The 13,056-nt window shown below is 49.4% G+C and carries 14 protein-coding genes; 9 read left to right on the forward strand and 5 right to left on the reverse strand.

The window, feature by feature from the left end:
* Window positions 1-10 precede the first annotated feature (10 nt).
* The 3 genes from accA (at window position 11) to tilS (ending at window position 2,810) form a co-directional block, all read left to right on the forward strand.
* Window positions 11-970 carry an acetyl-CoA carboxylase carboxyl transferase subunit alpha gene (gene accA / locus NXT09_RS18590; protein WP_010296434.1) on the forward strand — a complete coding sequence of 320 codons (960 nt, stop codon included), beginning with the start codon at window positions 11-13 and terminating at the stop codon, window positions 968-970.
* Between the two features lie 126 nt (window positions 971-1,096).
* Window positions 1,097-1,486, forward strand: coding sequence for a VOC family protein (locus NXT09_RS18595; protein WP_268580824.1), 390 nt, complete (start codon window positions 1,097-1,099; stop codon window positions 1,484-1,486).
* Window positions 1,476-2,810 carry a tRNA lysidine(34) synthetase TilS gene (gene tilS / locus NXT09_RS18600; RefSeq protein ID WP_268580825.1) on the forward strand — a complete coding sequence of 445 codons (1,335 nt, stop codon included), beginning with the start codon at window positions 1,476-1,478 and terminating at the stop codon, window positions 2,808-2,810. The genes NXT09_RS18595 and tilS overlap by 11 nt, the downstream gene beginning before the upstream one ends.
* Window positions 2,811-2,933: 123 nt before the next feature.
* On the opposite strand, the gene rof is transcribed toward tilS, so the two are convergent.
* Window positions 2,934-3,194 (reverse strand): Rho-binding antiterminator, encoded by a 261-nt coding sequence (gene rof / locus NXT09_RS18605; RefSeq protein WP_029367608.1) that lies wholly within the window; start codon window positions 3,192-3,194, stop codon window positions 2,934-2,936.
* On the reverse strand, window positions 3,181-3,381 hold the full coding sequence (locus NXT09_RS18610; protein ID WP_010285748.1) for a YaeP family protein: 201 nt from the start codon (window positions 3,379-3,381) through the stop codon (window positions 3,181-3,183). The genes rof and NXT09_RS18610 overlap by 14 nt, the downstream gene beginning before the upstream one ends.
* A 240-nt stretch (window positions 3,382-3,621) precedes the next feature.
* On the opposite strand from NXT09_RS18610, the gene NXT09_RS18615 reads away from it, so the two are divergent.
* Window positions 3,622-4,176 carry a YaeQ family protein gene (locus NXT09_RS18615; protein ID WP_205552913.1) on the forward strand — a complete coding sequence of 185 codons (555 nt, stop codon included), beginning with the start codon at window positions 3,622-3,624 and terminating at the stop codon, window positions 4,174-4,176.
* A 73-nt stretch (window positions 4,177-4,249) separates the two neighbouring features.
* A complete protein-coding gene (nlpE, locus tag NXT09_RS18620) occupies window positions 4,250-4,945 on the forward strand; it encodes an envelope stress response activation lipoprotein NlpE (protein WP_080718567.1) in 696 nt (231 codons plus the stop codon).
* Between the two features lie 71 nt (window positions 4,946-5,016).
* On the opposite strand, the gene mutS is transcribed toward nlpE, so the two are convergent.
* The 3 genes from mutS to NXT09_RS18635 form a co-directional block, all read right to left on the reverse strand.
* The gene (gene mutS, locus NXT09_RS18625; RefSeq protein ID WP_268580826.1) at window positions 5,017-7,581 is read right to left on the reverse strand and encodes a DNA mismatch repair protein MutS; all 2,565 of its coding nucleotides are present in this window, start codon (window positions 7,579-7,581) and stop codon (window positions 5,017-5,019) included.
* 586 nt (window positions 7,582-8,167) lie between these two features.
* Entirely contained in the window at window positions 8,168-8,797 is a 630-nt protein-coding gene (locus tag NXT09_RS18630; RefSeq protein WP_268580891.1) for a glutathione S-transferase family protein, read from the reverse strand.
* 174 nt (window positions 8,798-8,971) lie between these two features.
* Window positions 8,972-9,949 (reverse strand): LysR family transcriptional regulator, encoded by a 978-nt coding sequence (locus NXT09_RS18635; protein ID WP_268580827.1) that lies wholly within the window; start codon window positions 9,947-9,949, stop codon window positions 8,972-8,974.
* A gap of 265 nt (window positions 9,950-10,214) precedes the next feature.
* Here NXT09_RS18635 and NXT09_RS18640 point away from each other — a divergent pair, with 265 nt between their 5' ends.
* The 4 genes from NXT09_RS18640 (at window position 10,215) to NXT09_RS18655 (ending at window position 13,006) form a co-directional block, all read left to right on the forward strand.
* Window positions 10,215-11,129: an aldo/keto reductase family protein gene (locus tag NXT09_RS18640; protein ID WP_268580828.1), complete on the forward strand. Its 915-nt coding sequence runs from the start codon at window positions 10,215-10,217 to the stop codon at window positions 11,127-11,129.
* A 161-nt stretch (window positions 11,130-11,290) separates the two neighbouring features.
* Window positions 11,291-12,040 (forward strand): SDR family NAD(P)-dependent oxidoreductase, encoded by a 750-nt coding sequence (locus NXT09_RS18645; RefSeq protein ID WP_268580829.1) that lies wholly within the window; start codon window positions 11,291-11,293, stop codon window positions 12,038-12,040.
* 99 nt (window positions 12,041-12,139) lie between these two features.
* A complete protein-coding gene (locus tag NXT09_RS18650; protein WP_268580830.1) occupies window positions 12,140-12,694 on the forward strand; it encodes an NAD(P)H-dependent oxidoreductase in 555 nt (184 codons plus the stop codon).
* A gap of 9 nt (window positions 12,695-12,703) precedes the next feature.
* Window positions 12,704-13,006 (forward strand): YciI family protein, encoded by a 303-nt coding sequence (locus NXT09_RS18655; protein ID WP_205552895.1) that lies wholly within the window; start codon window positions 12,704-12,706, stop codon window positions 13,004-13,006.
* Window positions 13,007-13,056 lie beyond the last annotated feature (50 nt).

The following is a 13,056-nucleotide window of genomic DNA, read 5'->3' on the forward strand; positions in this document are numbered from 1 at the left end:
TAGGAATACTATGAGTCTGAATTTTCTTGATTTTGAGCAGCCGATTGCAGAGTTGGAAGCGAAAATTGACTCGCTGACCGCAGTCAGCCGTCAAGACGAAAAATTAGATATTAATCTGGACGAAGAAGTCCAGCGCCTGCGTGAGAAGAGCGTTGAACTGACGCGCAAAATCTTCGCCGATTTGGGTGCCTGGCAGGTTGCGCAATTAGCGCGCCATCCACAACGTCCTTATACGCTTGATTATATTAAGCATATCTTTACCGACTTTGATGAATTGGCTGGCGATCGTGCCTATGCCGATGATAAAGCCATTGTTGGCGGGATTGCCCGTTTGGATGGGCGTCCGGTGATGATCATTGGTCATCAGAAGGGACGCGAAACCAAAGAAAAGATTCGCCGTAATTTCGGCATGCCTGCACCGGAAGGCTATCGCAAAGCGCTGCGCCTGATGGAAATGGCCGATCGCTTCAAGATGCCGATCATCACCTTCATCGACACGCCGGGAGCTTATCCGGGCGTGGGCGCAGAAGAACGCGGTCAGTCTGAGGCTATCGCGCGCAACCTGCGTGAAATGTCGACGCTGCGTGTGCCAATCATCTGTACCGTTATCGGTGAAGGTGGTTCCGGTGGTGCATTGGCTATCGGCGTGGGCGACAAGGTCAACATGCTGCAGTACAGCACCTACTCGGTGATTTCACCGGAAGGCTGTGCGTCTATCCTGTGGAAGAGCGCAGATAAAGCGCCGTTGGCAGCAGAAGCCATGGGCATCATTGCGCCGCGTCTGAAAGAGCTGAAGCTGATCGATACCGTGATTCCTGAGCCGTTGGGTTCGGCGCACCGTAACGTCCCAGCGATGGCAGAATCTCTGAAAGCACAGCTGCTGGCCGACCTGCTCGATCTCGACGGCCTGACAGAAGAAGAGCTGTTGAACCGCCGTTATCAGCGTTTGATGAACTATGGTTACTGTTAAGTACAGTGGTTATTGCTGATAAGGTGATTGTCTGATTGATGTGTTATTAATCAGGTGATTCTGGCGTTACTTTGAAAATCCGTTGTCAGAAATGACAGCGGATTTTTTGCTATGAGGGTTTGAAGCATGTTGAAGCTGCTCGATGTCCACCACATTGCGGTTATTGCCTCTGACTATGAACGCAGCAAGGCGTTTTACTGTGATGTGCTAGGGTTTACGTTGAATAACGAGGTCTACCGCGAAGCGCGGCAGTCGTGGAAAGGGGATCTCTCGCTGAATGGGTGTTATACCATTGAGCTATTTTCTTTCCCTCATCCACCTGCGCGCGTGAGCCGCCCGGAAGCCTGCGGCCTGCGCCACCTGGCCTTTGCGGTGGCTGACATTGAACAAGCCGTCGTCTCGCTGGAACAGGCTGGCGTTATCTGTGAACCTGTCCGGATCGATCCTGAAACGCAGCAGCGCTTCACTTTTTTCTCCGATCCTGACGGCTTGCCTTTAGAACTGTATGAGATCTGATACCGTGGACCGCACCGAACCTGATGATCGATTGCTCCAGACGATCGCGACGCAAACAGCCGGATGCGGGTCGATCCTGCTGGCCTACAGCGGCGGTCTGGATTCTAGCGTGCTATTGCATCTGCTGGTGGTTCTGCGTCAGCGTTCTGGGCTACCCATTCGTGCGGCTTATATTCATCATGGTTTAAATCCGCTGGCCGATATCTGGGCTGAACATTGTCGTCAGCAGTGTGAACGCTGGCAGGTGCCCTTTGCCTCGCTGTCGGTGACGGTTGAAGCGCAGAACGGCGGTATCGAAGCTGCGGCCAGAACGGCACGTTATCAGGCTTTGCAAGCGCATCTGCAAGAGGGTGAAACCTTGCTGACAGCGCAGCATCTGGATGATCAGAGCGAAACTTTTTTACTGGCGCTTAAACGCGGCAGCGGGCCTGCTGGGTTATCTGCGATGGCGGCGCAAAGTACGCTGGGTCATCATCGACTGTTGCGTCCGCTGTTAGGTATTTCTCGCTTGCAGTTGGAAGCGTATGCGCAGCGGCATCAGCTTGACTGGATTGAAGACGACAGCAATCAGGATGAACGTTTTGACCGCAATTTTCTACGCCATCAGATCTTACCGCGATTGACGCAGCGCTGGCCGCATTTCTCCTCCGCCGTAGCGCGTAGCGCCGAGCTTTGTGCCGAACAGGAACAGCTGCTAGATGAGTTGCTGGAGGAGTCATTGCAGGCGTTATGCCAGCCGGATGGTGCGCTGAGTATTGCCGGTCTGGTGCCGCTAAGTCCGGTGCGTCGTTTTGCACTCCTGCGTCGCTGGCTGGCGCAGCAAGGGGCGATGATGCCCGCGCGTGAACAGCTACAGCGACTCTGGGATGAAGTCGCAATGAGCCGGCAGGATGCGGAACCGGTATTGCAACTGAATCAGATGCAGGTTCGCCGTTTTCGTCAGCACCTCTATCTGCTGCCGCTGATGTCGTCACTAAAAGACCCGATTATCCCGTGGCCGTCGCCGTCATGCCCGTTATCGCTACCCGATAATCTGGGCACGCTGTCACTGGCTGATAGCGGTATGGCGGTTCGTGCGCCGGAAAATGGTGAGTCGGTGAGTATCCGTTTTTCGACCAGTGGAACCGTGCATATTGTCGGCAGAGCCCACGGACGACAAATCAAGAAACTCTGGCAGGAGCTGGGCGTTCCGCCCTGGTGGCGCGACCGCACGCCGCTGGTGTTCTACAACGAGCAACTGATTGCGGCAGTGGGACGATTCGTCACGCGAGAAGGGCAGGCGAGAGAAAACCAGCCTGTATGGCGCATTGTTTGGGAAAAATAAGCTAGGGAAAAAAGCTGAGGGAAAAGCCCGAGGCAAAAGCGCTGAAATAAAAACGGACAACCTGCGTTGTCCGTTTGGGAAGCATTGATTCAGCGTTTGCCGCTGAATGAAAGGAGAAGTCTGTCAGGATTCGCTGACGACGACCTTCCCGATTTCAGGATGACTGAAACTGACGATGTGGTCGAGACGCAGCTCGCGCGTTGTGCCTGAGGCTTCAATCACCAGATATTCGACCTGCTTACGTGAGATCATATCACTGGCTTTACCGGTCACAACTTCACCATTGCGTAGTTCCAGCGTCAGCGTCAAATTCTGCTGACAGGTGGCTTCCAGGCTGTCGTAATCATCACAGTTGATGGGTTGATATTCATTACTCATTGACATAATCACTCACCAATAAGTTAGCGGCGGCAAAAGCGGCCTGTTCCCTGACGGAGGATGGCAACGCATCATTCGCGGCAATGCCATCCAGGGTTTTTAAAACACAACCCAGCGAATCGGGTATATAGCCCAGATCGCCACTGGCGATCTCTGCGTATAAGCGACGTACTAATTCACAGTATTCTTGCACTATATCCTCCCTTAAAAGCTTAGCTCGGTAGATATTCATGCATCATCACTCGCTACGGTGCGCGATGTTGTAAGCCTACGAAGATAAACTCTATTTATCAAACCGACTATAGCATAGGCACTAACAGGATATCAGTAGTCCTTAGAGGCCTAATCTATCGGTTACGTGGCAGATATCACCTTTACTGTGAGGATGGCGCTAACTCAAGTAAACTAGGAGGGAATAAAGACGAGGTTACTGATGGCATTAAAAGCAACGGTTTACAAAGCAGCAATCAATATTGCCGATATGGATCGGAATTTTTTTCACGACGCGAACCTGACGATAGCGCAGCATCCGTCTGAAACCGAGCAGCGCATGATGCTGCGGCTTTTAGCGTGGATTTGCCATGCTGATGAAAACCTGCGCTTTACCAAAGGGCTCAGCGCAGATGACGAACCGGAAATCTGGCGACGTAACGATACGATGGAGCTGGAACTGTGGATTGAGCTAGGCCTACCGGATGAAAAACGGCTCAAGAAAGCCTGTAACCAGTCCCGTTCCGTGGTGTTGTACGCCTATAGCGAGCGTGCGGCACAGGTTTGGTGGAGTACAATATCGGGCAAGGTTTCTGGGTACAAGAATCTGGCTATCCGTTTTCTGGATGATAATCAGCTGGCTCAGCTTGCCGGACTGGTTCAACGCACCATGGCATTGCAGGCAACGATACAGGAAGGCACGATCTGGTTGTCTGACGATAAGAATAGTCTGGAAATAGCATTTTCTGAGTGGAAAATTCCTCAGACTCAGGGATGATAATAGATTGGATATATTCCAGATCGTTGAGTCAAAACGATAAAAACAGGGCAGAGACGGCGGGAAAATAATGATGAAAAAACTGGCTATCGGTGTGCTGTTGATTGCAGGGATTTCTGGGTTGATCGGGTGTCATACCCGCTCGCAAGTTCAGGAAGAGCCCCTTAAACCAATGGCGCAAAGTTATCGTGGCGTTTTACCCTGTGCGGACTGCGGGGGAATTGATACGTCACTGTTTTTGGAAAAAGACGGGACTTTTGTGCTGCGCGAACAGTATCAAACGACACGAGAGGGCAACAACACGTTTGCTTCCTATGGGCAATGGCGGCGCACTGCCGACAAGCTGGTGTTGACGGATAGTGCGGGCGAAAAACGTTACTTCCGCCCGGTTGATAACTCTCTTGAAATGCTTGATCGGGAAGGGTTACCCATCAATTCTTCTCTTCCTCGCCAACTGACGGCAACCGAACAGGCATTGCCGGATACACCGATGTCGATGAAGGGGATGTACCGCTATCTGGCGGATGCCGCGACGTTCTCTGACTGCGCAACGGGGAAAACGTTTGTAGTGGCGAGCAATGCCGTGCTGGAAAGGCTGTATCTTCGTACGACGGCGTCGGCAGGTGAACCGGTGCTGGTTTCCTTTACTGCGCATTTTGCCGTGATTCCATCAATGGAAGAAGGTCAGATGGTGAAAGCAGTGGTCCCTAACAGCAGCGATAACGCACGCATGAACGCGCGGGCAAACTGCGATACACAGATAGACTAACGCAGCGTTAAAAAGAAAAGGCACTGATTTCAGTGCCTTTTTTGTATCGATTTGCCTCGCTCTAACTCGTGTTAGAGCATTTTCTTTAGCTGATAAAGCCAATCCAACGCCTGGCGCGGCGTGAGCGCATCAGGATCGATGGCTTCCAGCGCTTCAATTGCCGGTGACGGTTCGTCATTGCTCAGCAGCGCCAGCTGCGCGCCATCGATATGGCTGGATGACGCATTATTCGATAGCGTTTCCAGCTCCTTCAGTTTCTGGCGTGCGCGCTTAATCACTTCTTTCGGTACGCCAGCCAGTGCGGCGACGGCAAGGCCATAACTTTTGCTGGCTGCGCCATCTTGTACGCTGTGCATGAAGGCGATGGTATCACCGTGTTCGCGCGCATCTAAATGCACATTCACCACGCCTTCCATTTTTTCCGGCAGAGTGGTCAGTTCAAAGTAGTGCGTTGCAAACAACGTCATTGCTTTAATGCGGTTCGCCAGATTTTCGGCACAGGCCCAGGCCAACGACAGGCCGTCATAGGTTGAGGTTCCGCGCCCGATTTCGTCCATCAATACCAGACTGTTTTCCGTGGCATTATGCAGAATATTCGCCGTTTCTGTCATTTCCACCATAAAGGTAGAGCGGCCAGAGGCCAAGTCATCGGCGGCACCCACACGAGTGAAAATACGATCGACAGGACCAATGACCGCCTGATCCGCAGGCACAAAGCAGCCGATGTGCGCCATCAGCACAATCAGTGCGGCCTGACGCATATAGGTACTTTTACCGCCCATGTTGGGGCCGGTGATAATCAGCATACGACGCTGTGGTGCTAGCGACAGAGGGTTCGAAATAAACGGCTCACGAAGTACCTGTTCGACAACGGGGTGACGACCGCCCGTAATTTTGATGCCGGGCTTATCACTCAGCGTCGGGCAGACGTAGTTCAGCGTATCGGCACGTTCGGCCAGATTCGTCAGAACGTCCAATTCTGCTAACGCGGCAGCGCTTTGTTGAAGCTCTTCCAGATGAGGCAACAGCAGATCGAAAAGCTCATCGTAGAGCGCTTTTTCCAGCGCCAGCGCTTTGCCTTTCGAGGTCAGAACTTTGTCTTCGTACTCTTTTAGTTCGGGGATGATATAGCGTTCGGCATTTTTCAGCGTCTGGCGGCGTACATAGTGGATTGGCACCAGATGGCTTTGGCCACGGCTGACCTGAATGTAATAGCCGTGTACGCCATTGAAGCCGACTTTCAGCGTATCAAGCCCCAATTTTTCGCGTTCGCGAATTTCCAGACGATCCAGATAATCGCTGGCACCGTCAGCCAGCGCGCGCCACTCATCCAACTCTGCATGGTAGCCCGGCGCTATCACACCGCCGTCACGTACCAGCACAGGTGGTGCTTCGACAACGGCGCGTTCCAGCAAATCACGTAGCTCATCAAATTGGCCAATCAGGCTGACCAGACGACGAACGGAATCGGTATCCAGTGGTGCAAGCTGCTCACGAATATCGGGGAACTGCTGGAAAGCGTGGCGCATACGCGCCAGATCGCGTGGGCGTGCCGTGCGCAACGCGAGTCGCGCCAGAATACGCTCCAGATCGCCGACCTGTCGCAGATAGGGTTGCAGATCGGGCGTGATGTCCTGCAACGCGCTGATAGCCTGCTGGCGCTGTTTGAGCGCATCAATATCGCGGCTGGGCATGTGAATCCAGCGCTTCAGCATCCGGCTGCCCATTGCCGTCACGGTGCAGTCCAATACAGCGGCCAGCGTATTCTCCACGCCGCCGGACAGATTTTGCGTCAGTTCAAGGTTACGGCGGGTGGCCGCATCCATGATGATGCCGTCCTGCTGGCGCTCCATCGTAATTCCGCGGATATGCGGCAGCGAGGTGCGCTGGGTATCTTTCGCGTATTGCAGCAGGCATCCGGCGGCTCGCAGTGCGAGCTTTGCCTGCTCTACGCCAAAACCGGTCAGATCGCGGGTACCAAACTGCAGATTGAGCTGCTGGCGTGCAGTGTCGGGCTCAAATTCCCACAGCGGACGGCGGCGAAGCCCATGGCGATTTTCGATCAAATCCATCGATTCGAAGGATTCAGGATAGAGTAATTCCGCCGGATTGGTGCGCTGTAACTCAGCCGCCATGGTTTCCCGATCGTCCGGTTCGCTCACGCGAAAGCGTCCTGAGCTGATATCCAGAGTGGCATAACCGAACCCCCGACCGTCCTGCCAGATTGCGGCCAGCAGGTTGTCCTGCTTTTCCTGCAATAGCGCTTCATCGCTGATGGTTCCTGGCGTGACGATACGTACAACTTTGCGTTCTACCGGACCTTTGCTGGTGGCGGGATCGCCAACCTGTTCGCAGATAGCAACGGATTCGCCCATTTGCACCAGTCTGGCAAGGTAGTTTTCAACGGCATGGTGGGGAACGCCTGCCATCGGTATCGGTTCCCCTGCGGAGGCACCGCGCTTCGTCAGCGAGATATCCAGCAGTTGAGAAGCCCGCTTGGCATCGTCATAGAACAGCTCGTAAAAATCGCCCATGCGGTAAAACAGCAGGATTTCCGGATGTTCAGCCTTTAATCTAAAGTACTGCTGCATCATGGGAGTGTGGGCAGTGAAATCCTTGTCGGTAGAATCTTTCATATTGATTTTACTCAGTCTTAACGCTTTTGTTCGTTCAAGTGATGGCGCTGGGTTTGATGGTCAACCTTGCTGATGGCACATCACCTGAGCATTGAAATGGAATGCCAGAAGTATACTGACTGACGGATGAAAAACATCACCCGCGAATGCGCTATCTTACCACTGGTGGCCGTTATTTGGCGTCAGACGACGTTACCAGACTGAGACAGGGATGCGTATGCGATTTTTCCTCTATTACTCAGGCGCGCGAGGCGGCTCGCAAGTTTGCCTGGAAAAGGTATAAGGTCGATAAGGTGAGGGTTAAGTCAAATCGGCGAACAATCAATGTTCTTTAACGCAAAGAATGCGAAATATGGACAATTACCTAAATAGAAATAGTGTTAATAATCAATATCTTTTGGCTATGGCTCAGACAGCCGCGTTTGATCTAATAAAAACGGCCAGAATTGTTTCCTCTCGCCATATTAACGATCTCTTTCTTAAAGCAAAATTTGAGGATGAAATTCGGCGTTTTCCACAATAGTTTAGGCGCGCGAGGCCGCTCGTAATTTTTCTAAATTATGGCGTGATGCCTCGCGCTTATTCCTTATTTTTCGCGTGATTCAAGGGCCTGAACTTTTTGCCAGCTAGGCAGGTTTTTCAGCCGCTGAGAATAGCGCTGAATATTTGGGAAGCGCTCGCCGGGAACGAGTCGTTCTACAACAGTATTAATAACGAAGCCCAGCATAATATCCGCACCGCTCAGCGTATCGCCCACGATAAATTCCCGTGAAGATAATGAGTCGTCTAAAAATGAAAAGACTTTCTCGAATTCGTTGTCAGCGTAATCCTCAAGGAAATTCAGCGTGGTGCCAGTATTCTTTTCAAACTCGCCAAAGATCTTCAATAAAACCGGCAGCATGGCGGAGCTTTCCGCAAAGTGTATCCATTGCAGATAATCAATGTATTCGGCTGTGTTTGCATCTGGGGCTAAGTGTCTTGCATGGCGATTAATCAGGTATTCAACGATAGCGCCGGATTCTGCGATGATCTTGCCATCTTCTTCAATCAGCGGCGATTTACCTAAAGGATGAATCGCTTTCAATGAGGCCGGTGCCAGATGTGTTTTTTCATCCCGCTGGTATCTGACAAGCTCATAAGGTATCCCTGCTTCCTCAAGCAGCCAGAGAATACGCACAGACCGCGAATCATTAAGATGATGCAATTTTAATCCCATATCACGCTTCCTTAAATCCTGATGGTTTGAGCTAATCGCCATAGTGGTGTTCCCGCTATGTGTATTGGTTCCATGTCACACTGGCAGAGTAGCGGTTCCGATGGTTCGCGGCTAACAAGGCTATTTTTGAGGGGGCATAAATATTTTTATGAGGTGGTTGCGCTGCTGCTACGTTTACGAAGCGTCATCGGGAGAGTTACCGACGCAATAGTGAGACAGTGATGAGAGAGGGACATTTAAGACTTTGTTATTTTTCAGTTTGCTCAGTAAATGTTCAACGGTGATTTGTACCCGTGGAGCAATCAATGCCCGATGTGGATATTGAATGGCCATCTCGTAGCTGCCCGCATCATGCTGGCCAAATAGCACAATTTTCAGTTTCCCAGTTTCTAAATATGGCATGGCATTATGAACGCCCACTTGAGCAATACCTAATCCCAATGCGGCTAATCTTGCTAACGATGCCGGCTCGGAAAGCGTAATTTTAGCGCCCGTTGGTTCAATAAAACTCAGGCTGTGATCTTTTGCTTTAAATCCCCAGGGAGAGAGACGACCGCTAAGGAATTTCCGCGCAATCAGCACATGCTTTTTAAGCTCAGAGGGTGTGTGGGGAATACCATATTTATTAAGATAATCGGGGGAGGCAACAAGAATGGCATTCATTTGGCAAATGGGTCTTGATATAAGTGAAGAATCAATAATACGGCCGCCTCGAATAGCGATATCATATCCGTCATTGACTAAGTCCGTCATCCTATCATCAAAATCCACCTCTACCGTCAGATTAGCATACTGATTCATTAATTCTGGAAGTTCAGGCACGATAAATTCAGCGCCAAACGCGGCGCTTGTTGAAATTTTTACATGACCCCGCTGCTCCAGCTTTTCAGTGACGATCATATCAACCGCGTTCTCTAGCGCACTCAACGCGATGCGGGCTTGCTCAAGAAACACGGCTCCTTCTTTTGTTAGCGCCAGCCTTCTCGTGGTTCTGTTCATCAGGCGTACCCCAAGAACCTTCTCAAGATTGGCGATATTTTTGCTCACAGCCGCCGGACTAATTTTCAGCTGACGAGATGCGGCAGCAAAGCTTCCGGCATCGGCAGCTTCAACAAACGATAAAATAGCTCGGACATGCTGAGAGAGTTCCATCTGCATTCTACCTGCGGTTATCTATTTGATATAAAGTGAATTTATTTGAATTGAACATAAATTATAACGCGTTATCAGCACAATCACTAACAACCTTAAGTTAATAATCGTTCAACTAGAGGTGGTCTTAACATCCACAAATGAACGTTTATGATACTCAGGAAATTAAGTTCAACTGATCTACAGGGCATCGTCATATTGGCGAGTTATCACCGTGCAAGTAGACATGATAGCTGTAAATCAATCCACTCAATGAGGGGCTGCAATGTACAAGTGTGATACCCACATCAACCTGAACGATGATGTAAAAATCCCAACGATAGGATTTGGTACTTTCCAACTCGAAGGTAGTAATGCCGGAGAGGCCGTATTTAACGCCATTGAGCTTGGCTATCGCCATATTGATACCGCTTCTGTTTATCAGAATGAAGAAGCTGTGGGAACAGGTATTAAGAAAGGCTTGGCAAGGACTGGCGCTCAACGACATGAGCTGTTTGTTACCACGAAGCTGTGGCCGGGATATTCTGCCTGGGGCGAAACTGTCAAATCTTATAGTGAGACAATGGCTGCTTTTAATGAAAGCCTCGATAAGCTAGAACTTGATTATATCGATCTGTATCTTATTCATTCTCCCCACGGCGGCACTGAACGAATTTCGCAGTGGCGCGCACTGCTTGAGATCAAAAACAGCGGTAAGGCTCGCAGTATTGGCGTAAGCAACTATAGCATCAAGCATATTGAAGAAATAAAAAATGCGGGCTTACCTTTACCAGAAGTTAATCAGATAGAGCTTCATCCGTGGTCACAAAAAACGGAGCTTGTCAGCTATCTGCGTAATAATAATATTACTCCTATTGCATACAGCAGCCTGGCGCCATTATCTACCTGGAGAAATAAACCGGGTGAAACGAGCGCTAAAACGTCGGAAATGATTGTCGATGATGGCGTATTCTTTAATTTAGCGAAGAAGTATCATGTCACCGAGGCGCAATTCCTTTTAAGATGGGCGATTCAACAGGGATATGCGGTGCTGCCAAAAAGCCTTAATCCGACTAGAATGCGTCAAAACCTCGACCTATTCGGATTCAATATCGATCAAAATGACATGGATTTAATTCAGACTATGGACAGAGGTCATGGTATCGCGTGGAATATAGGTGACCCTAGCCTGATTGATTAAATGAAATGAAAGCGACTTCGCGACGTTGGTGACGCATATATTGGTCGGTTCCCCCATGCCTTATTAATAGTGAATCTACATTTTCATCATGAATGCTCGGCTATAAAACAGGGGTTTAAACTATTTACTGCTTTTAAATTATGTAAGGAGTACAGTGAATCATGAGCGAAAAATTTAAAGATAAAGTTGCTTTAGTCACCGGTGGCGGTTCTGGTATTGGGCGTACCATTGCTAAGCATTTGGCTGATCATGGCTGCAATGTGGTGATTCTGGGGCGCAATATCGAAGCATTAAAAGCATCAGCAAAACAAAATTCACTGATTTCTTATATAAAAGCAGACATAAGTATTTCAGCGGATGTTTCGCGTGTGTTGCAGGACATTAAAAACCGTTTGGGAAGGCTGGATATTCTGGTGAACAATGCCGGCGTTGCGCCAGTGACACCTCTCGAGGATCTTGATATCGCTGAATTTGACAGTGTGTTTAACGTGAATGTTCGCGGCGTGATTGACCTAACCAGACAATCTCTTCCCTTATTAAAACAGCATAAAGGCAATGTGGTGAATATTTCCTCTGCTGTTGCAAATAATCCGTTACCTAACATGTCGGTATATTCTTCCAGTAAGGCTGCGCTGAATACGTTAACTCACGTATGGGCGAAAGAGCTGGCCTCGGACGGGGTACGTGTCAATTCAGTAAGCGTAGGCCCTATCGAAACCCCTATTTATGAAAAAGCTGGCTTATCAGAAGAAGAGCAGAGAGAACATATTGCAGCCGTGCAGCGTATCGTACCACTGGGGCGATTTGGAAAAGCTGAAGATGTCGCGTATGTCGTTTCATTTCTGGCTTCAGAAGAAGCCTGTTTCGTGACGGGTTCTGACTATGCGGTTGATGGTGGATTTGCCGCATAGCAGGCCAAATATCTATCACTGCTGTACAAGAAGCTCTCTCGCGAGAATAAGAGCTTACTCTATTAGGTTTATGAATGTAATTTTGAAAAAGAATGCTATATGAAAAATGTACTGATTGTTTCCGGGCATACCGATTTAGATAACTCTTTTGCCAATAAAATCATTCTTGAGAATCTGGAACATGCGCTTCCTGAGGCGATTCAGATTCACTTGGACAAGCTATACCCTAATTATGTTTTCGATGTTCGTAAAGAACAGGAACGATTGATTAATACTGACATTATCGTCCTCCAGTTCCCTTTCTTTTGGTACGGCGTTCCTTCATTAATGAAGAAATGGATTGAGGATGTTTTTATTCATGGATTTTCGCACGGTTCTACTGGCGATAAAGTGAAAGGAAAGAAACTACTCCTTTCCTTTACATCGGGTGCTCCCGAAAGCATGTATCAATATGGCGGAATACAAAGCTATCCTGTAGAGGACTTCCTTCCACCGCTCAAACAGTTTGCCAATCTCTGTCGAATGGAATGGGCAGGATATGTGTATACGGGAAACCTATCTTATATCGCTAAAAGCGAAGAGCAGCGTGCTGAGATGCGGGTACGCGCATTAGCCCATGCAGAAACGCTCGTCCAAACGATAAACAATATTTAAGGTGGTAATATGTTCCTGATTAATATTTCCCTAAAAGACAGTCATGCCGATGAAGAAACGGCGGCTAAACGTTTTGAGCAACATCGCCACTGGTTTGCCAAACATTTCGAAGAAGGAAATTTTTTAATTCTCGGTCCTTATCAAGATAAACATCACGCTGGTGTCATTATTGCACAGGCGGAAAATCGAGAGGCTTTAGATAACATTCTCGCCGAGGATGTTTATTACCCCTTAGATTTGGCTCATTATGACATCCATGAATTCAAAGCTATCTTTGTTTCGGATGATATTAAGAAGTTCGAAGGAAAATAATGTCAGGTTTTCCCCGCTACATGGTGTGAAGCCGGGCGCAAACGCTCTTG

It is taken from the genome of Pectobacterium jejuense (genome assembly GCF_026800125.1).
GTDB lineage: Bacteria > Pseudomonadota > Gammaproteobacteria > Enterobacterales > Enterobacteriaceae > Pectobacterium > Pectobacterium jejuense.